15 protein-coding genes and 1 pseudogene are annotated in these 20,775 nt (G+C 65.0%); 5 read left to right on the top strand and 11 right to left on the bottom strand.

All coding sequences use genetic code 11. The annotated features are described in order from the left end of the window. Together QFZ94_RS27390 and QFZ94_RS27395 are read right to left on the bottom strand one after the other, a co-directional pair. On the bottom strand, window positions 1–249 hold the full coding sequence (locus tag QFZ94_RS27390; RefSeq protein WP_176109425.1) for a hypothetical protein: 249 nt from the start codon (window positions 247–249) through the stop codon (window positions 1–3). A 265-nt stretch (window positions 250–514) separates the two neighbouring features. After that, a complete protein-coding gene (locus tag QFZ94_RS27395; RefSeq protein WP_429460774.1) occupies window positions 515–853 on the bottom strand; it encodes a BON domain-containing protein in 339 nt (112 codons plus the stop codon). Between the two features lie 543 nt (window positions 854–1,396). Here QFZ94_RS27395 and QFZ94_RS27400 point away from each other — a divergent pair. The 3 genes from QFZ94_RS27400 (at window position 1,397) to QFZ94_RS27410 (ending at window position 4,808) form a co-directional block, all read left to right on the top strand. Beyond that, complete coding sequence (locus QFZ94_RS27400; RefSeq protein WP_429460776.1) at window positions 1,397–2,800, top strand: TAXI family TRAP transporter solute-binding subunit; 1,404 nt, start codon at window positions 1,397–1,399, stop codon at window positions 2,798–2,800. Window positions 2,801–2,959: 159 nt separating this feature from the next. Next, the gene (locus tag QFZ94_RS27405; protein WP_176379091.1) at window positions 2,960–3,619 is read left to right on the top strand and encodes a 2-hydroxychromene-2-carboxylate isomerase; all 660 of its coding nucleotides are present in this window, start codon (window positions 2,960–2,962) and stop codon (window positions 3,617–3,619) included. A gap of 205 nt (window positions 3,620–3,824) precedes the next feature. Then, window positions 3,825–4,808, top strand: coding sequence for a LysR substrate-binding domain-containing protein (locus QFZ94_RS27410; protein ID WP_429460778.1), 984 nt, complete (start codon window positions 3,825–3,827; stop codon window positions 4,806–4,808). Window positions 4,809–4,875: 67 nt separating this feature from the next. On the opposite strand, the gene xdhC is transcribed toward QFZ94_RS27410, so the two are convergent. From xdhC to xdhA, 3 genes are read right to left on the bottom strand one after another with little or no spacing between them, the layout of a single operon-like run. Then, window positions 4,876–5,487 (bottom strand): xanthine dehydrogenase accessory protein XdhC, encoded by a 612-nt coding sequence (xdhC, locus tag QFZ94_RS27415; protein ID WP_368585376.1) that lies wholly within the window; start codon window positions 5,485–5,487, stop codon window positions 4,876–4,878. Window positions 5,488–5,516: 29 nt separating this feature from the next. Beyond that, window positions 5,517–7,886, bottom strand: a complete 2,370-nt coding sequence (gene xdhB, locus QFZ94_RS27420; protein ID WP_429460781.1) for a xanthine dehydrogenase molybdopterin binding subunit — start codon at window positions 7,884–7,886, stop codon at window positions 5,517–5,519. Between the two features lie 34 nt (window positions 7,887–7,920). After that, window positions 7,921–9,438, bottom strand: a complete 1,518-nt coding sequence (gene xdhA / locus QFZ94_RS27425) for a xanthine dehydrogenase small subunit (RefSeq protein WP_429460783.1) — start codon at window positions 9,436–9,438, stop codon at window positions 7,921–7,923. 357 nt (window positions 9,439–9,795) lie between these two features. Here xdhA and QFZ94_RS27430 point away from each other — a divergent pair. Continuing rightward, window positions 9,796–11,005, top strand: a pseudogene (locus tag QFZ94_RS27430) (MFS transporter). 19 nt (window positions 11,006–11,024) lie between these two features. Here the strand turns inward: QFZ94_RS27430 and QFZ94_RS27435 are convergent. From QFZ94_RS27435 to QFZ94_RS27460, 6 genes are all read right to left on the bottom strand, one after another. Beyond that, window positions 11,025–12,314 (bottom strand): oligosaccharide flippase family protein, encoded by a 1,290-nt coding sequence (locus tag QFZ94_RS27435; RefSeq protein WP_410851305.1) that lies wholly within the window; start codon window positions 12,312–12,314, stop codon window positions 11,025–11,027. Window positions 12,315–12,338: 24 nt separating this feature from the next. After that, a complete protein-coding gene (locus QFZ94_RS27440; RefSeq protein WP_429460785.1) occupies window positions 12,339–14,075 on the bottom strand; it encodes a hypothetical protein in 1,737 nt (578 codons plus the stop codon). A 57-nt stretch (window positions 14,076–14,132) separates the two neighbouring features. Then, window positions 14,133–15,050 (bottom strand): glycosyltransferase family 2 protein, encoded by a 918-nt coding sequence (locus tag QFZ94_RS27445; RefSeq protein WP_429460787.1) that lies wholly within the window; start codon window positions 15,048–15,050, stop codon window positions 14,133–14,135. 157 nt (window positions 15,051–15,207) lie between these two features. Further along, on the bottom strand, window positions 15,208–16,413 hold the full coding sequence (locus tag QFZ94_RS27450) for a hypothetical protein (protein WP_429460789.1): 1,206 nt from the start codon (window positions 16,411–16,413) through the stop codon (window positions 15,208–15,210). Between the two features lie 4 nt (window positions 16,414–16,417). Further along, complete coding sequence (locus QFZ94_RS27455; protein WP_429460791.1) at window positions 16,418–17,518, bottom strand: glycosyltransferase; 1,101 nt, start codon at window positions 17,516–17,518, stop codon at window positions 16,418–16,420. Between the two features lie 143 nt (window positions 17,519–17,661). Continuing rightward, entirely contained in the window at window positions 17,662–19,881 is a 2,220-nt protein-coding gene (locus QFZ94_RS27460) for a GNVR domain-containing protein (protein ID WP_368585385.1), read from the bottom strand. Between the two features lie 218 nt (window positions 19,882–20,099). Between QFZ94_RS27460 and QFZ94_RS27465 the strand changes: the two genes are divergently transcribed. Next, window positions 20,100–20,483, top strand: a complete 384-nt coding sequence (locus QFZ94_RS27465; RefSeq protein ID WP_429460794.1) for a hypothetical protein — start codon at window positions 20,100–20,102, stop codon at window positions 20,481–20,483. Window positions 20,484–20,775 lie beyond the last annotated feature (292 nt).

Consider the following 20,775-nt stretch of genomic DNA (forward strand, 5'->3'; position numbering starts at 1 on the left):
CTATTTGAAAAACCGGCTGGTCAGATCCGCCTCGAACTGCCGGACCCACTGACCGTGGCCATCGCGATACGACCGTGACCAGTCGACACGCCGCACGGTGACGACGCGTTCGTGCGCCGGCTCACCGGGCGCCGCGCTCGCGCTGATGTCGAAATGCGCGGGCGCGAAACCGTGTCTTGCGCACACCAGTTCAAATGCCGCGCGATCGCCGATCGGCAGATCGATGTAGCGAAACTGCGTGGTTTGCATAAGCTTGGCTCCCCGTTCCCTCCTCGTCACAGTACGCCCCGCGATGCGTCGGTACTGTGCCGCAGCGCACGAAGCCGGGACAGCCGCGCCTCGATCAGCACCAGTGAGTGCGGCAAGCCGCATTGCTGCGGTCCCGCAAACGTCGCAAGTGCTGTGCCCAAAACCGGCGCACGAAAAAAAAGCTCCGGCGAAAATGCCGGAGCCTCCGAACTGATTGATAGACCTCGCGACGCGGGCCTTGCGGCGCCGCGCTCGCGCGCACCGCTTACTGTTGCTTCGCCGTCAGCTTGTTCGTCACCGACGTCACGCCCTCGACGCCCTTGGCGGCTTCGCCGGCCTTCTCGGCCTGCCTCTGGTCCGGCACCGTGCCGGTCAGCGTCACTGCGCCGCCACGCGCGCGCACGGCGATGTGCGACACGTCGAGACCCTGGGTCTTGGTCAGCGCGTGGCGCACCTTACGGCCAAGTTCATGATTCGCTGCCTTGCCGGCCTTGACGGTGGCTGCCGCCGACGCCGTATCCGGAGCGTTTTGGGCGTAGACGCTGCACGCCGCCACCATTGCCACGACCGCACCCAGTGTTTTCAGAAAACCGACCGTTTTCATAGCTCTCTTCTCCTTGGTTTCACATTGGACCGCATCAACAAGCGGCTTCGTTACGACTACGGGCGGCCGTCATCGCGCGAATGCGCGCGTGCGCGACGGCCGTCAACGGTTGACACGATGTGCAAGAGACGAGAGAGGCTGATTACCGGTAATCGGCAAACCGCGAAGTCCGCCGACGTGCCCGGTTCTTGTCCGTCTTGCCGGGATATCGCCGCAAACGTTGGATCGCGGTAACGATGCACAATTTAATCTAGCCGGCACAGAAGCGCAAAGGGCGCGCGGCGTGGCGCACCGACAGCGGGTGCGTCATGCTTGCCGGATAAAGACGGACACGCTACGTGGTCGCGCAAAATTTGCATGGACGTCATGCTGGCGCGCACCCGCGACGCTCACCATTTGTTACGCGTTTGTCGGCGTGACGGGCGGCTACGCGATTCGCGGCCGTGCCAATCTCAGGTACCATCGGCGCGACGCGTGCTGGCGCGCCGCCCAAGCCGCCTGCGCGCATTCGCGCCCGACCGACCGCCGTTTTCAGAAGATCCGATGAAGCCTGACACCGGCCGCAGCCGCCCTACCCATCTCGTCGCCCGTTTTGTCGCGATCTCGTGGCGCGACCTGGCGGTCTCGTTCGGCCCGCTCGTGCTGCTCGTGATCGTCGGCATCTGGGCCGCCGTGCGGCTGATCCAGCCCGCTCCGCCGAATACGCTGACGATTAGCGCCGGCCCGGTCGGCAGCACGTTCTGGATCGCCGCGCAGAAGTACAAGGCGATCCTCGCGCGCAACCGCATCACGCTGAACGTGCTGGCCTCGCAGGGTTCGCAGGAAAATCTGAAGCGGCTGTTGGACCCGAAGGCCAACGTCGATGTCGGCTTCGTGCAGAGCGGCATCGCGCCCGCCGCGGTCGACAAGGACAAAAGCCTGATGTCGCTCGGCAGCGTCGCTTACGTGCCGCTCGCGATCTTCTATCGCGGCGCGCCGGTCGACTGGCTGTCCGGCTTCAAGGGCGAACGCCTCGCGATCGGCCCCGAGGGCAGCGGCACGCGCGAGCTCGCGCTCGCGCTGCTGAAGGCCAACGGCATCGTGCCGGGCGGCCCGACCCGGCTGCTGCCGCTGACGGGCGACGCAGCCGCCGACGCGCTGATCGACGGCACGATCGACGCAACCTTCCTCGCCGGCGACTCGGCGCAACCGGCCGTGATGGGCAAGCTCTACCGCACGGGGAATGTGCGCTTCTACGATTTCTCGCAGGCCGACGCGTACACGCGCCGCTTTCCGTACCTGACGCAGCTGAAGGTGCCGATGGGCGCCTTCGACCTCGGCAAGAACCTGCCGGCGAACTCGATCAGCATCGTCGCGCCGACCGCCGAGCTGATCGCGCGCGATTCGCTGCATCCGGCGCTGTCGGATCTGCTGATCGAAGCCGCGCGCGAGGTGCACGGCGGCGCGACGACGATGCAGCGCGCCGGCGAATTCCCCGCGCCGCTCGCGCACGACTTCCCGCTGTCCGACGACGCCGCGCGCTACTACAAGTCGGGCAAGAGCTTCCTGTACCGGACGCTGCCGTTCTGGATCGCGAGCCTCGCGGACCGCCTGCTGGTGATCGTCGTGCCGCTGATCGTGCTGCTGGTGCCGGCGCTGCGCGTCGTGCCGGGCTTGTACGCATGGCGCGTCAAGTCGCGCATCTATCGCTGGTACGGCGCGCTGATCGCGATCGAGCGCAGCGCGCTCAGCGAACACTCGCCGGCCGAACGCGCGTCGCTGATCGAGCGGCTCGACGCGATCGAAGACTCGGTCAACGGCATGAAGATGCCGCTCGCATACGCGGACCAGTTCTACGTGCTGCGCGAGCACATCGGCTTCGTGCGGCGGCGGCTCATGGCAAGCCGCGACACGCCGGCCGGGCTGGACGAAGCCGACGAGCAGGCGGCCGATCAAGTCAAAGGCTGAGCGCGCCGGCGACACCGCCTGAACCCGCACCCGCCGCCCGCCACCAGGGGATATCGACCGGTGCAAGCCGGGAGCGCACCGCGTAAGATCGCTACAATTTTGATGAGATAACGGACCCACCCTCCGCTCCGTCCGACACAGGCAATCCGGGAGACCTTTATGACCGTTGGCATCGACGCCCAACAGCCGCTGTGGTTTTACGATTTCGTCTCGCCGTTCACGTACCTGTTGCTCGAGCAACACGACAAATGGCCCGGCATGGACTTCGCATTCACGCCGGTCGTGCTGAACGATCTGTATCGCCACTGGGGCCAGCGCTCCGCGTACAGCGTGCCCGCCAAGCGCACCTTCATGTACCGGCATGCGCTGTTTCGCGCGGAGCAGCTCGGCATCCCGTACAAGATGCCGCCCGCCCATCCGTTCGATTCGATGAAACCGCTGCTGCTCGCAACCGCCGCGAACGGCGACGTGCAATTCGTGCGCGAGATTTTCCGCTTCATCTGGCGCGACGGGCGCGACCCGTCGAGCGACGAAGCGTTCGCCGAGCTGTGCGAGCGCGTCGGCAAGCCGGACGGCCCCGAGCTGATCCAGGACGAAGCGGTGAAGGCGCAACTGCAGCGCAATACCGCCGATGCGATCGACCTCGGCGTCTATGGCGTGCCGACGTTTCGTCTGAACGATCAGCTGTTCTGGGGCGAGGACGCGCTGCCGATGGTGCTGTACTGCGCGCGCACGCCGAACTGGCTCGAATCGCGCGAAGTGAAGCGGATCAGTTCGCTGCCGTGGGGCCTCGCGGACAAGCCGGCACCGGCGCCATAACACGGCGGCGGCGGCGGCGGGCCGCGCTGCGGCTGCCGCTTCGGCCCGCGCGAAGCGCCGCCGGCACGCGCCGCGCTGATGCCGGCCATACCGCGCCCGCTATGCCGCCGACGCGCAAACGGGCCTAAGGTTATAAGCTTTCGCACCCCACGCGCGCGCCGCGCGGCGAGCCGATCGGCGGCGCCCGCGTCACCACGCTTCGACCATGGACGACACCGCCGCCTCACTCGATATCTGGCTCGTGCGCGTGCTGCGCACGCTGCTCGTCGAGCGCAGCGTCACGCAGACCGCGATGCGGCTGAACCAGACCCAGCCCGCGATCAGCACCGCGCTGCGCAAGCTGCGCGATACGCTCGGCGATCCGATTCTGGTGCGCGGCAAGTCGGGCATGGTGCCGACCGAATACGGCGAGTCGCTGCTCGCGGCCGCGCAGCGCGTGCTGCGCGATGTCGATTTCGTCGCGACGCCGCACGGCGATTTCGACCCGGGCCGCTCGCGCCGCACGTTTCGCGTCGCCGCGCCCGACTATCTGAACGACTTCTTCATGCCGACCGTGATCGCGCGATTTCGCGAGGCGGCGCCGCATGCGCGGCTCGAAATCGAGTCGCTGGGGCCGCTGCTCGATCATTCGGCCGCGCTCGACGCCGGCGAACTCGATCTCGTGATCGGCAACTGGCCGAAGCCCGATCCGCGCTTCGAGCGCAGCGACCTGTTCGCCGATACCGTCGTGTGCATGATGCGCGCGGACCATCCGCTGACCCGCGAGCCGCTCACGCGCGACGCCTATCTGGCCGCGCCGCATCTGGCGCCGACCCCGTACAGCGGCACGCGCGGCGGGGCGATCGATATCGGCTTCGCGCGCGCGAAGGCGAGCCGGCGCATCGTCGCGACGCTGCCCTACTTCGGGCTCGTCGCGCAGACGCTGCTGCAATCCGATCTGATCTTCACGACCACGCGGCGCTTCGCGATGCATTACGCGAGCATGCTGCCGCTTGCGGTCGTCGATGTGCCGATCGCGTTTCCGCGCATCCGCTGCTATCAGTTGTGGCATCCGCAGCCGGATCGGCCGAGCGATGTCGGCTGGCTGAGGACGTTGATGTCCGAGGTGTCGAGTGAGCTGGTCGCGCGCAAAGCGCCGCGCGTGAAGACGCCGCAGCGGGGCCAACAACGAGTGTCCAGCGGCAAATGAAGAAGGGGGACGGCGCATGAGCCCCGTCCCCCTCGAACACTCGCGCAAGCCCGTTGCGCCGTGTGGCCTAAGCCATGATCTGCTCCGTTGCGCGGATCTGGCTCGCGGCCCGTTGTGCCCTCAATCGCAGCAGTTGGGCGCACACCGCAATCGCGATCGCGGCGGGCGCCTTGTCGACGATGCCCTCGACGCCGATCGGGCACGTCATGTCCGCGAGCCGCTCCAGCTCCACGCCTCGTTCGAGCAGACGCCGCTCGAATTTCACGCGCTTCGTCTTCGAGCCGATCATGCCGAAATAGCTAAAATCGCGCCGTCGCATGATGCGCGCGGCCAGCGAAAAATCGAGCGCATGGTTGTGCGTCATCACCAGAAACCACGCGCCGGGCGGCGCCGCGTCGACGATCGCATCGGGCGTGTCGGTCGCTTCGACCTGCACGTTGGGCGGCGTTTCGTCGGGGAACAGCTCGTCGCGCTCGTCGACCCACTGGACCACGCACGGCAGGCTGCCGAGCAATTGCACGAGCGCATGGCCGACATGTCCCGCGCCGAACAGCACGATATGCATCGGCGCGGGCCGCGGTGCCATTTCGGATGCGACGCTACGCCGGCCGATCCGCACCGGCGCGCGGTCGTCACTGGCGCCGGTGCCGTTCAGAGAATTGTTCAGGCGTACTTCCATATCGCGCTCCCGCTCGTCCGCCATTCGCATCAAGCCTGCCGCGCGGCCGTGGTCGCGGCGCGCACCGCGCCGACCGCCTTCAGGATTTCCTCGCTGGTCGCGGGCGCATTGAGCGGCGGATTGACCCGGTGGCCGCCCACCGCCGACACTGCGTCGCGCACCGCGAAGAACACCGAGAACGGCAGCAGCAGAGGCGGCTCGCCGGTCGCCTTCGAACGATGGATGCTGTCCTCCACGTTGCGGTTCTTGAACAGCTTCACGTTGAAGACCGGCGGCACGTCGTTGACGGTCGGAATCTTGTACGTCGACGGCGCGTGCGTCATCAGCTTGCCGCCCGCGTTCCACCACAGTTCTTCCGTGGTGAGCCAGCCCATGCCCTGGATGAACGCGCCTTCCACCTGGCCGACGTCGAGCGCCGGATTCAGCGATGCGCCGACGTCGTGCAGCGCATCGGCGCGCAGCACGCGCATTTCGCCGGTCAGCGTGTCGATCACGACTTCCGATACCGCCGCGCCATACGAGTAGTAATAGAACGGCCGGCCTTGCAGCTTCGACTGATCCCAGTAGAGCTTCGGTGTCGCGTAGAAACCGTCGGACCACAGCTGGATGCGCGCGAGATACGCCTTCGCGATCACTTCCTCGAACGGCACGGCGACCTCGCCGACCACCACGCGATCATGCGCGAAGCGCACGTCGCGCGCGTTCACGCTGCCCGCGCCGTAGCGTTCGGCCGCGAAAGCGGCGAGCCGCTCGCGCAGCTGGCGCGCGGCGTCCTGCGCGGCCTTGCCGTTCAGGTCGGAGCCGGTCGACGCGGCCGTCGCCGACGTATTGGCGACCTTGCTCGTATCGGTCGCACTCACGCGAATGCGCTTGAAGCCGACCCCGAGTTCATGCGCGACGACCTGCGCGACCTTGGTGTTCAGCCCCTGGCCCATTTCGGTGCCGCCGTGATTCACGAGCACCGAGCCGTCGGTGTAGATATGCACGAGCGCGCCGGCCTGGTTGAAGTGCGTGACGTTGAACGCGATGCCGAACTTGACCGGCGTCAGCGCGAGGCCTTTCTTCAGGATCTCGTTGTTCGCGTTGAATGCGTCGATCTCCTTGCGGCGCGCGCGATAGTCGCTGGTCGCTTCGAGTTCGTCGATCAGTTCGTGAATCACGTTGTCTTCGACCACCTGGCCGTACGGCGTCTGATTGCGTTCGGTCTTGCCGTACAGATTGCGGCGGCGCACGTCGAGCGAATCCATGCCGCACGAGCGCGCGACGTTGTCGAGGATGTACTCGATCGCGAATGCGCCCTGCGGGCCGCCGAAGCCGCGAAACGCGGTGTTCGACTGCGTGTTGGTCTTGCCGCAGAAGCCGTCGATCGATACATCCGACAGCCAGTACGCGTTGTCGAAGTGGCACAGCGCGCGCGTCATCACCGGGCCCGACAGGTCCGCGGAAAAGCCGCAGCGCGAGGTCATGTCGACGGCGACGCCTTCGATTACGCCGTCGTCGGCGTAGCCGACTTCGTACGTGTAGTGGAAATCGTGGCGCTTGCCGGTCACCATCATGTCGTCGTCGCGATCGGGGCGCAGCTTCACTGGGCACAGCAGCTTCCATGCGGCGAGCGCGGCGCAGCAGGCAAATAGCGCTGACTGCGATTCCTTGCCGCCGAACCCGCCGCCCATGCGCCGGCATTCGATCAACACGTTATGTGATGCAACGCCCAACGTGTGCGCGACGAGGTGCTGCATTTCGGTCGGATGCTGGGTCGAGCAGTAGACGTGCATGCCGTCGTCATCTTTCGGCACCGCGTACGAGATCTGCCCTTCCAGATAGAACTGCTCCTGGCCGCCGAGCAGCATCGCACCGGCCTCGCGATGCGCGGCGCGCGCGATCTTCGTGCCGGCGTCGCCGCGCGCGAGCTTCATCGGCGGCAGCACGTACTGGTTCGCGGCGCGCGCCTGCTGCGCGGTCAGTACCGCCGGCAGTTCCTCGTAGACCACCTCGGCGCGCCGCGCGCCGAGCCGCGCCGCTTCGTGCGAGCTCGCGACCACGATGAACATCGGCTGGCCGACGTATTGCACGACGCCGTCGGCGAGGATCGGATCGTCGCCATGAACGATCGGGGCAACGTCGTTGACGCCGGGGATGTCGTCGGCGGTGAAGACCGCGACCACGCCGGGCGACGCGCGCACCTGGTCGAGTGCGATCGACACGATCTTCGCGTGCGCCTTCGACGACAGCCCCAGCGCCGCGTGCAGCGTGCCCGCGAGTTCGGGGATATCGTCGGTGTAGGTCGCGCGGCCGCTCACGTGCAGATGCGCGGACTCGTGCGGACGCGACACGTGCACCTGGGTGAAGTCGTCGAGATCCTGAAGCTCTTTCAGGAACGGTTCGGCTTGCTGGTTCATTGTTGGGTTCTCCGTATCCGTGGACGCGCGGCGCTCAAATGCTCGCGCCGGCCGGCGCGACCGCGCGCACATCGAGTGCGCTCTTCGGCAGCGGCTCCCGCGCGCGCGTTTCGAGCCAGAAGCGGTACAGCGTGTTCTTCGCCGCTTCGAGGCGGTAGTCGCTGGTCGCGCGCATGTCGGTGAGCGGCGCGTAGTCGTTGCCGAGCGCGAGCATCGCGGCCTGTGCGGTCGCCTCGTGCCAATCAGCATCGCGCAGCACGGCTTCGGCATTGAGCGCGCGCTTCGGCGTCGCGGCCATGCCGCCGAACGCGATACGCGGCTCGCGGATCACGTCGCCGTCGGCGACGAACGAGAACGCCGCGCACACGGCCGAGATATCCGAGTCGAAACGCTTCGACAGCTTGTAGGTGCGAAAGCGCAGGTTCTTGCGCGCGCCGCCGCGCGCGGGCACCTTCAGGCCGACGACCAACTCGTGCTCAGCCATGTCCTTCTTCTGATATGCGAGGTACAGGTCTTCGAGCGGCATGTCGCGCTCGATGTCGCCGCCGCGCACGATCACGCGCGCGCCGAGCGCGATCAGCCCGGGCATCGAATCGCCGATCGGCGAGCCGTTCGCGATGTTGCCGCCGAGCGTGCCGGCGTTGCGGATCGGCAGCGACGCGAAGCGCTGCCACATTTCGGTAAGCTCCGGATACTGCTTCGCGATCTCGGCGTACGCTCTTTCGACGCTGACGCCGGCGCCGATCTCGATCCAGTCGTCATTGGTTTCGAGCTTTTGCAGCTCGGCGATCTGCCCGACGTAGACGAGGTTGCCGAGTTCGCGCATCTGCTTGGTGACCCACAGGCCGATATCGGTGCTGCCCGCGAGGATGCGCGTGGCCGGTTCCTGCTCCTTGATCTGCGCGAGCGCCGCGACCGTGCGCGGCGCGGCGAACCGCTGGCCCATGTGCTCGTACTCGAACGTGTCGCGGCGCTCGAGCGTCGCGAGCGTGCCGGCGAGCGCCTTCACGTCGAGCGGCGCTGTCGGCGCGGGCGCGTCGAACATGCGCTCGGCCGCATCGACGATCGGCCGGTAACCGGTGCAGCGGCAAAGGTTGCCGGTCAGCGCATTGCCGATCGCCTCGCGCGACGGCACCGTGCGGTTCGCGCAGCCATGCTCGTGGCCGTGCTTCTCGTAGAGCGCCCACATCGACATGATGAAGCCCGGCGTGCAGAAGCCGCACTGCGAGCCGTGACAATCGACCATCGCTTGCTGCACCGGATGCAGCGAGCCGTCCGGCTGGCGCAGGTCTTCGACCGTGAAGAGCGCGCGGCCGTCGAGCGTCGGCACGAACTGGATGCAGGCGTTGACCGCCTTGAAGTCGACGCCGCCCGCCGCGTTGCGCTCGCCGATCACGACGGTGCAGGCGCCGCAGTCACCCTCGGCGCAGCCTTCCTTGGTGCCGGTGCAATGCGCGTCCTCGCGCAGATACTGCAGCACCGTGCGGGTGATGGGCGCGTCCTGGATTTCGCGGATCGCGTTGCGGTGATAGAAGCGAATCGGCTCAGTCATGTCTCGATGCTCTCGTCTGTTCTGTGTTCGCGCGGACCCGCCGCGTCGATGGTTTGAAAGCTATCACCGTCAATAAACGCAACCCATAGCCTGAATCGCATGGGGGACATATTCGTCGCGCGATATGGAGATGGATTTGCGCGTGGCAACGCTTATGTTGATCCGACGTTTTTGCCGTTTTTTTAGATGTTTTGCAGGTGAAATGACATGTCTTATCCCGGCAAGCCGCGCGAAACCGGACCTTTACCAAGTCGCGACCCGCCATTTATTCGTCCCATTTTTTAAGCAAGCCCTGCAAGGGAATCGGTTCCATGGGAGAATCACGGCTCTTCGCCGATTTCAAGTCTCGTTTTCCCGATGTCCACCGACTCCGCGCCCGCCCGCAGCGAATTTGCGACGACCCTGCAGATCATTCCAGTCGTCTTTTTCACCTTCCTTTGCTACCTCGCGATCGGAATTCCGCTCGCGGTGTTGCCCGGCTACGTGCACGGCGACCTCGGCTACAGCGCGGTGCTGGCCGGCGCGGCGATCAGCGTGCAGTACCTCGCGACACTCGCGTCGCGGCCGCTCGCGGGCCGTTCGGCCGACACGCTCGGGCCGAAGCGCACGGTATCGATCGGTCTGCTCGGCTGCGGCGCGAGCGGCGTGCTGCTGTTGCTCGCCGCGCTGGCCGGTCAGTGGCCGGTGCTGAGCCTCGCGCTGCTGGTGTGCAGCCGCCTCGTGCTCGGTTTCGGCGAGAGTCTGTGCGGCACCGGCGCAATCCTGTGGGGGATCGGCCGGGTCGGCACGTCGAACAACGCCCGGGTCATTTCGTGGAACGGCATCGCGACCTACGGCGCTCGCGATCGGCGCGCCGCTCGGCGTGATGATCTCGCGCTCGATCGGCTTCACCGCGCTCGGCATTCTGGTGATCGCGCTCGCGGGGCTCGGCTATTACCTCGCGCGTCTGATCGCGCCCGTGCCGGTCGTGCACGGCGAGCGGATGTCGTATCGCAGCGTGTTCACGCGCGTGCTGCCGCACGGCATGGGTCTCGCGCTCGGCTCGGCCGGCTTCGGCTCGATCGCGACCTTCATCACGCTGTTCTATGCGGCGAAGCACTGGCCGAACGCGGCGCTGTCGCTGACGCTGTTCGGCACGCTGTTCATCGGCGCGCGCCTGCTGTTCGCGAACACGATCAAGACCTACGGCGGCTTTCGCGTCGCGATCGCATCGTTCTCGTTCGAATGCGCGGGTCTGTTGATGCTGTGGCTCGCGCCCGAGCCGCATATCGCGCTCGCGGGCGCCGCGCTGACCGGCTTCGGCTTCGCGCTGGTGTTTCCAGCGCTCGGCGTCGAGGCGGTCGGGCTGGTGCCGCCGGCGAGCCGCGGCGCGGCACTGTCCGCGTACTCGGTGTTCCTCGATCTGTCGCTCGGCATCACCGGGCCGCTGGCGGGGTATATCGCCGGCGAGTTCGGTTACGGCTCGGTGTTCCTGTTTGCCGCGCTCGCGGCTGCCGCGGCGGTCGTGCTGTCGACGGTGCTGTATCTGCGCAACGCGAAAGTGACCAATCTGTCCACCGCGCAGTAAGCACCGTTCGCCTCGGCGGCTAATCCCGCTCCGCCGCCATTTCCTGCTTGATCGCCGTCTGCGAGCGCACCGCGATCTGGCCGTGATTGATCCGGCTCGCCACGTTGTACACGCCGATCAGCATGAACAGTTCGGTCGCGGCCACCGAGCACGCGGTGCCGACACCGCCCCAGAAGTAGATGCTGATCGGTGCCTGCACCAGATGGAACAGCGCGCCGTAGATATAGATCCGCTTCAGCAACGACTGATTGCCCGACGCGATCACCGTCAGCATCACCTGGGTCGTCGTCATGCCGACGATTGCCGGCACGAACACGAGGACGCGCAAAATGCGGAACGTCTCGCCGAACGCCTCGCCGAGAAAACGTCCGACGAACCATTCCCCGAGCACCGTGAAGCCGACCAGGATCAGCACCGCCGACGCCGCGAACGCGAGCATGAAGCCGCGGTTGACCTTGTGGATATAGCCGAAGTCGTTGCGCTCGTACGCGACGCAGATCTTCGGAAAGAACGCCTGGATGGCCGGCGCCGTGCACGCGCGCAGCGCGTTGGTGAGCCGCTCGGCCGCCACGTAATAGCCGACCGCGCCCGGGCCGCTGATCATGCGCAGCATGATCACGTTTGCGTACATGTACACGGACGTCAGCGCCGAGCCGAGGAAGATGTGATACGCCTCTTTCGCCTCGGCCATCACGTCGGCCCAGCGGACCCGCACGGTCAGCAGAATCTCGCGCTTCCAGATCAGCACGCCCATGAGGATCAACCCGCACACGAAGGTCGGCGCATATTGCAGCGCGGCCGCGAGCATCACGTCGTCGCGAGTCTTCACGAACAGGAAGAGCGGAATCAGCAGACCTACGCGCGTGGCGAGCAGCGTGCCCGCGAGCACCGGCAGGCGCTGCGTGCCTTCGTAGAAGCAGCCGGGCGTCAGCACGCCGCCCCAGATCACGAGCGAGCCGAGCAGCGTCGCAGCGCGCTCCTGCGGCGACATGTGAGCGGCGAACGCCCAGACGACCAGCACCAGCGAGCACAGCAACGCGAGAATCGCGCGGCCGATCGTGGTCGACCAGTAGATGCGGTTCACGACTTCCGGGTTGTCGATGTGCACCGCCACCTTGCGCGCGCTCGACAGGCCGAAGCCGAAGTCGACGATGACGAGAAGAATCTGCGAAATCGATTGCGCGTAACCGATCACGCCCAACCCGGCCGGCCCAAGTACGTGCGACAGATACGGCAACGTAACGAGCGGCAGCACGTAGTTCAGCGCATACACCGAATACAGCGCGATGATGACGTTTCTCGTCGACACAATCGTCCTGTTTGCAGTTAAAACTCAAGTCGAAAAAACAGAATACGACACGAAAGCAGGTTCACTTAGTGCGATATCGATCTTGTTGTAGCGATCGTCTTCACTATTTGCGTTCAACACCGCGCTCTTCACCGCATTGCCGATCAGATTGCTGACCACGGTCTTGTAATTGGCATCGCTTGCGTCGGTTGCGAACAGGATTTCGGCGAGTAGAGCATGGCCGCGTGTGGCCGCACGCAACACCACGCGGCCCGAGGTCGAGCGCAGCACGTTGATCGAGATGCGCGTCGTCTCCTGCGACACCGTCTGGTTTCCGCAATGCAGTGCCGCCGCGACGCCGCCGCGTTCGTAGCCGACGCCGAGATTCAGCGCATGCACGAGGCTCGCGTCCTTGCCGCCCGCGATCGCGCCGCCGCCCGGATACGCCTTCGCGTAACCGACGATCGAATCGCCGGCGCGATCGCCGAAATTGCCCTGAATCGTGATGCCGTCGAGCGGCGTGCTGCCCGGCGCGGTGGAACTGCCGTACACGAACTGCGGGCCGTCGCAGCCGGCGTTCTCGTCGTCCTGGCCGGGACGGTAGCGATTGCCGACGATCGTCGCGCCCTGCTGGTAGTCGATCTGGATGTGGCAGCTCTGACCGGGCGGCACATCGAGGTACGACGGATGGCCGCGCGTCGAGAACTTCCAGCGCCCGATCTTGCCGTCGCCGCCGCAACCGTTGCGCGAGAAGTAGTTGCCGTTCACCACCTTGCCCCAGTTGCCGCTCTTCATATAGACGCCGGCAAAGCCATTGCGATCGAACACCGCGCCGACGATCAGCGACTCCGCGCCGAGAATCACGCCATGCCGCGCGTTCCATTCCCAGCGTCCGCCGATCACCTGCCAGAAGTTGTCGACGATATCCGCGCCGGCCGTATGGCAGAACATGCCGATGCAGTTGATCAGCGAGCCATCGGTATGCTCGGTCGCGTAGAAGCCGCGCTCGCACATGTACGCATAGCAGCGCTCGAGCGTCGACGTGACGCCGAGCTCGTAGCCCGCGCGCGAAAAACCGATCGCCGTGCAACGACTCGCTCCGGCCGACGTGCCGAAGTGGATGCCGATCGCCGTGTTGCCGGTGTGCGCCGGATAGTTGGCGAGGTAGTAGATGACCTTGTCGTAATGCGCGGGCCGCACCTGCACATGCTCGACGAACGCCGAGTCGCCGAGCTTCAGCGCCGCCGATGTCGGGCCGCCCGCGTCCTGTCTCTCCAGCACGGTCGCGCCCATCGCGATGTCGGTGATCACTACGTATTCGCCGCCGCCGTCGCCGCGCAGTCTCGAACCGTTGGCGGTGGTCAGGTCGCCGGTGTAACGCCAGATGCCGCGCGGCAGATAGAGCCCGCGCGCGCCGCTCGCGAACGCCTCGCGGAGTTCGGCGCCGACATCGTAGCCGGACGCGCCGCGCTGGATCGCCGCCAGCCTGCGCGGATCGACGAAGCGCGCGACGCTGACCTCGAGTCCCGCGACGATGTCGCTCAGCGTCTTCAGATAGCTCGGCGCCACCGGTTCCGATGCGGCACGCTCGGGCACGGACGCGGCGACGCGCAGGATGCCGCCTGCGCCGTCGTCCGCGCCGTTACCCGGAGTCGCGAACGCGCCGGGCGCGCGCGGCGCGTGCCCCGTCGCGCGCGCGATGCCCAGATCGGCTGCACTTGCACTGGCCCCGGCCAGGCCGCCGAGCAGGAACGTCTTGAGCGCCTGTCGCCGGGTTTTCATCTACTCCTCCCCCATTGCGTTACTCCTTCTTTTTTCACGTCGATACGGCGCGAGGCGTCACTCGACCGTGATGCTTTGCGCCTGCTCGGCGGCCGCCGGACGCGCGCTCACGGCGCTCATCGGGACCGGCAGCGCACGCGCCTTCGCGCCGCGAATCAGGCCCTGCACGCCTGGCGGTCTGAACAGCGGCACACGATACTTGCGGCTGAAGCGCCACAAGCTGTTCATATGCCGGCGTCCCGCCTTGCTGAGGAAGCCCGCTGCCGACGCACGCTGATGCTCGTGCGTGAGCCGCGCGCCCGGCACGCACAGCACGCGGTAGCCCGCCTGCCAGATGCGCGCGCAAAAATCGACGTCCTCCATATAGAGGAAGAAGTGCTCGTCCATGCCGCCGAGTTCGCCGAACAACGCGCGCCGCACGATGAAGCCCGTGCCCAGCACCCACTCGGCTTCGAACGGCGTGCCCGCGGCCCATGCTTCGCGCATCATGTGGATGTCGATGCGGCGCTTGAACACGCCGAGCCGCCCGAGCGGCGAACGCCGGCCGAGTATGTCGAGCACCGAATAGAAGCGCCGCGCGGAAAACTGCCGCTCGCCATCCGGATAGACCAGATCGAGACCGACGAGGCCGACGTCCTTCTCCGTGTTGAACAACTGCACCGCCTTTTCGAGCGATGTATCGACGAAATAGGTGTCCGGGTTCAGCACCAGCACGAGTTCGCGCAGACAACCGACCATGCCGAAATTGACGCCGGCTCCGAAGCCGCGATTGATCGAAGTTTTGACGAGTCTCACTCCTGTCGGAAGCGTCTCCCGCAGATAGGAAAAGGAATTGTCCGGTGAAGCGTTGTCCACTACGACGATGTCCTCCTTATCCGCAATCGAAAGTTCCAGCACGGAGCGCACGCAATTTCCGACCAGTTTCGGCGTGTTGTAATTGACGATCACCACGCTAAACATTCCCTTCAGGTTCATCCCCACCTCCTGCTTTGCATCAGGTGTTCGTGGAATTACCCCCAAACACGGCTTTCCAGTTCGTTCACCATGCTTCGCGCTCGTCGCGCGCACTATCGACTACCCACTGCTCGTCCGCGCGATGCGGACGATCTGGCATGCACTGCCTTGCGGTTCGCTACGCGTTGTTTCGACGCGGTCCGTCCACGTAATCGAACACTGGCAATGTCATCAGGATGAAGACAAACGGAATCACTTCGATCGATTGATAGAAGAGCGTTTGAAATAAAGCGGCCCAGACACACAGCGCAATGCGGCTTGCGCTGCTCACGAGTTTCGTCACCGATATCAGCACGCCGTAATAGAAGATCGCGCCCATCAGGCCGATATTCAGGATCTGCTGCAGCACGCTCGATTCGACGATGCCGAACTCCTGTTTCACCGGCTCGGGCGCCGAGTTCGTGACGAGCCCGAAGTAGGTGCCGGCGATCGCGTTGACCGGCAATACGAGCGACTTGGCCTTTTCCCATGCTTCGGCGCGGCCGTCGTTGCCGTCCGATTGCAGGTCGGTCGCGCCGATCATCCGTTCGGTGCCGACGTTGACGACACTATCGTTCTGACTGCTCAGCGCGACGCCGAAGATCATGATCGCCATCGTCGCAAGCACCGTGGCGACGATCAGCTTCGCGTTTCTGGTGATGAACTGGATCGGTCCCTGCACGAACGCGAGCCCGAACGTGCCGAGAATGATCAGCATGCCGCTGCGCGACAGCGCGGAGAAAATCGCGAAGCTGAGCACCGCGCATGCGAGGCCCGACAGCACGTTCTTGCGCACCAGATAATCGACGCCGCACAGCGACGCGGCAATCGCGACGAACAGCGGGTAATGCAGATAGCTGCCGGTCAGCGACGGCGCGCGCAGGTTGTCGAAGCCGTAAGTCGCGCCGGGCAGATCGATAGGGAAGACGTTCTGCTGCTGCGCGAGCGCGACGCCCGCCTCGATCAGCGCGATCAGCACGAGCCCGACATAGGCGACGCGGGGCCGCACGAAGCGTCTTTGATAGTTCGAGATCGCGTAGAAATAGATGAACAGCGTGAAGATGAAGACGAACAGATAGGACTGCCCGAGCTGATCGGTGACTGCGAGCGTCGCGACGATCGACAGCCCGATCGAGAACAGCATGCCCACGAGCAAGCCGAACGACAGGCGTCCTTCGTCGCGGAAGTAAGCGGCGATCGCCGTCGGCGAGATGTACCACACGAGCAGTCCGACGATGCCGCCGACCTGGATCAGATAGGCGGCGTCCTTGCCGATCAGATACTCGAGCACGCCGCGCGATGCGCACAGCACGACGGCCAGCAGATAGGCGATGGTCGCGATCATGGCGTCACGCCTGATACGCCACGGAGGCGTTGACGTTGACCGGTTCCCCGCGGTAGATGCGCTCGATCACGTGCTGGAACTCATCGATCTCGCACACGTTGAGCAAGGTGCCGTCGTGCTCGACGCCTTCCGCGCCGAGCGGCGTCGACACGACCGGCAGTTTCGCCGCGAGCATTTCGAGCGTCTTCAGCTTGACGCCTGCGCCGGACAGCAGCGGCACCACGCCGATATCGGCGGACTCGAAGTACTTGCCCGGATTTTCGACGAAACCGGTCACGCAGATATCGTCGCTATTCAGCCGCTTCACGCGCTCGCTCGGATCGGAGCCGACCACGAACAGCTTGAGTTGCAGACCGCGCTGGCGCAGCGGCAAAAAGATCGCGTCGATGAAATTGAGCAGCGCTTCTTCGTTTTCGCGGCGCTGCATCGCCCCCCAGAACAGGATGTTGCCTTTCTCGATCGTGTCTTTGGAGCGCCGCACTTCCTTCAGAAACGCCGGCAGCGAGATCGGCACGACCTGCACCGTGCCGACCCCGGGATACAGGCCGTTGATCAGCTGCGCGTCCTTGCTCGACAGCACGAGCACCTTGTCGGCCAGCTTCAGCAGACGCTGTTCGAGCATGAAGGTCTGCCGGGTAAACAGCCATCCTTCGATGGACTTGATGCGCAGCATGACCTGGATCTGCACGTCATGCGCGCACATCACGATCTTCACGCCGTCGTGGAAACGCTCGCGCAGGTTCTGTGCATACGTGAAGCATTGTGAGAACTCGAGCCGCACCGTGTCGTAACGGTGCCTGTCGACGAGCTCGCAAAGGAACTTGCCGATCGCGGGTTTATAGCGCGAGTACAGGCGCGGTGAAAACGTCATCGGATTCGCGAGGAACGACGGAATCAGGTCGAACCGGCTCACGTACTGGATATAGACGTTGCGTACGTTCGCGCGGAACTCGATGTCCTTTTCGTCGACCGGCACGCGCGACACGATCAGCACGTCCAGCTCCGATTCCGCGCTCAGTTTGATCAGGTAGTCGTAGGCCAACCGGTGGCCAGCTTGCGGCGCGTTTTTCTGAGGCAGAAAAGGCGTGACAAATAGCTGTTTCATCCGAGTAGTCCCTTGCCTGTACGGTGTGCGCTCGGCAAGCGCGGCCGTAAGATCCCTTCGCATTGCTATGTTGGTTTTTCTGATCGGTCCATTCGGGCGCTACGCCCCGCACCGCGGGAGCGTCGCGAACCACGCGCCCGGGTTCATCGGTCGTACGGTTTGTAGATGTAGGCCGCGTAGCGATAGCGTCCGTAGCCGTAGCTGTAGCGTCCCGGCCGCATCTTCAGTCCGTTCATGATCACGCCGCGCACCGGCAGGCCGACCTTCTGCATCTGGCGGACCGACTCACGCAGCTCGCCGATGCCCGTCACACCCTGACGCGCGACGAAGAACGTCGTGCCTGCCACGCACGCGAGCCGCACCGCATCCGCGGCGAGCAGCACCGGCGGGCCGTCGAGCAGCACGACGTCGTAGCCGGTCGCGACCTGGCGCAGCACCGACTCGAGCCGCGCGTTCGACAGCACGTCGCTCGGGCTCGCCACCTGGCGGCCGCTCGCGATGAAATCGACACCCTGGAAACGGGTCGCGCGAATCAGCTCTTCGGGGCGGTACGCGCCCTGGATCAAATCGGACAGGCCGGGACCGCGATCGCCGCCGAGATGCCGATGCAGGAAGCCGCGGCGCAGGTCACCGTCGACCAGCAGCACGCGCTTGCCGGTCGCACCGATGACTGCGGCGAGATTCAGCGACACGAACGACTTGCCGATGCCCGGCGTCGGGCCCGTGATCAGCACGATATGGTTGCGCGCCTTGGTCATCGTGAATTCGAGCGCGGTGCGAAAGCCACGCAGACTTTCGATCGCCGGATCGATCACCGCTTCGCCCGCGAGCACGAGCGCCTTCGATTCCGGACGGCGACGGCTGTGCGCGAAGCGCTCTTCCTGACGGCTGAACGGCACGCTCGCGTAGACCGGCAGACCGGTGCGCAGCTCGACTTCGTACGGATCGTCGATCGCATCGAACAGACGCTGACGCACCAGCGCGATCACCGCGCCGACGAACACGCCGAGCATCATCGCGCCGATGATGATCAGGAGCGGCTTGGGCCGCACCGGCGTATCGGGCGCGACGGCGCCGTCGACGATGCGCACATTGCCGGCCTTGCCCGCCTTGATCAGCTTCAGCTGTTCGAGCGTATTGCGCAGCGACGTGTCGAGTTCGGTGCCGACCTGCACGTCGCGCTGCAGGCGCAGCACGTTCTGTTCGAGCGGCGGCAGCGACTGCGTCCGGCTCGCGAGATCTTTCGCTTCCTGTTGCGCCGCACGCAACTGCGCGTTGACCGACTGCACCGCCGGATGCTGGTCGGTGAAGCGCGACAGCAGTTCATTGCGCTTCTGCTGGAGTTCCGCGAGCCGCGTCTGCGCCTGAACCGACAGTTGAAGCAGGTTGGTCGCTTCCTCGCCGAGATCGACGGTGCCATGCTTCGCGCGGAAGTCGTTGAAGCGCGTTTCCGAATCCGAAAGCTGCTGGCGCATTTCCGGAAGCTGCATTTCGAGGAAACGGATCGAACGCTCCGCTTCCTCGGATTTGCGCTTCAGGTTCTGGCTCACGTATTCGCCCGCGATGGTCCCGAGAATCGCGCTGATCTTATTCGGATCGCTGCCCTCGAGCGACACGCCGAGGATGTCGGACTCCTTGCCTTTTTCGGAGATCGTCAATTCCTTGCGCAGCTTTTCGGTCGTCGTCAGCGCGGACTGGCGCCGCAATTCGAAGGTCGCGCCGGGCTTCGCGTCGATCCGGTCGACGACGAGCGTGAGCGGCCCGTAGTTGGTCGTCGCGGTAAGCGCCTGGCCGACCGTGCCGTCGAGCTTCAGCTTGCCGTATTGCAGCTCGTAGCTCGAACCCTCGCCCATCCTCAGCACGAACGGACGGTCGAACAGCTCTTCCGGCACGTCGAATTTCGACACCGTGATGCGCTCGTTGCCGTACACGTAGCCGTGCGGTCCCGGCGTCGACAGATGATCGGAATGGCGGGCGAGCCAGCGGCCGAACAGCGGGAAGTAGCGCGGCGCCGCTTCGATGTCGAGATTGAGCTTGTCGACCGCGCGGCCCACCACCATGCGCGAGCCGATCACCTGGGCCTCGCCGGACGTCGCGGTCTTTACGTCGAACATCGCGGACACGTCGCCGATCACGCTCTTGGACGAGGTTCCCGCGTTCTCCTCGACCTGCACCAGGATGTCCGCGCGATAGACGGGTTGGGAGAACACCGAATAACCGATGCCGAGCGCGACCGCGATGGCCGTCGTGATGGCAATCAGCTTGCGGTTGTCATACAGCGCATCCAGATAGTTCGCGAAGCCTGCCGGCGGATGTTCGCTGTTGTTGTTCCGGCTATCGAATGGTGCACTGCTTTGGTTCATGCGAGTTCTCCCAAAGTCCCGACGGTTTCCCACTACTTCGCGGCGCCCGGACCGGCACGTCGCCGCATCCAGTCACGCCCGTGTCCGTCGAGCCGACCGCCTCGATCGGACGGGGTAGCTGATTTACGCCACATCGGCTACCTTGTGTGTAACAGCACCTATGCGAGCTCGGCTCTTTTCCCTAACATCGCACCACTCGCTTTTTTACGGAGACCGAAATGAAAAAACTTCTTGCCGCCGTATTACCGGTATTACTGACTGCCCAGGTGGGACACGCCCAGAGCATCGTGTCCGCCTCCTCTTCCGCTTATGCGCCGCGTTATGTCGCCAAGCACTCGCAACTCGACGCGATGACGCCTCATGCGGCCAGTTCCACGACGCTTTACGGCTCCCCGTCGGATTTCGCGTACGCAAAAAAGAACCGCTATGTCGCGCCCAACGTGTACACCCAAACTAAAAACAGCCTTCCGAAGCAGAAACGTACAAGCGTTGCGCAGCCTGTCCGCGGCAAGAACTCAGCGGACCCCTACGGCAGCGATTTGTGGAATTCAGACCAGACCTACGCCTCTCCCGAGTCCTCTGATCCGTACGGCGTGCGCTGAGCTTTAGCGCACCACCGTTTGGATCCCCCGTATCGCTGATGTGGCCGCATGCGGCCACATTCTGTTTGGGTTGAGCTGACTGCCGGGCCCGGTAGCGAATATTTCCCCGATTAGCCGCGTCTCGTCCGCCGTTTTTCCACGCAAACGCTCACGACCTGCACATGCTCTTGTTCTGATGAGTCTGCGGTTTGGTCGGCCATCGAGCCGATCATCGCCAGCTACGCGCCCTCGCTTACCCTGTCGAGCCGCGCGCTTCAATGCTCGAAAAAAAGCCTTTCCTTGGCGATCATAA

It is taken from the genome of Paraburkholderia sp. JPY465 (assembly GCF_050436725.1).
In the GTDB taxonomy this organism is placed as follows: domain Bacteria; phylum Pseudomonadota; class Gammaproteobacteria; order Burkholderiales; family Burkholderiaceae; genus Paraburkholderia; species Paraburkholderia youngii.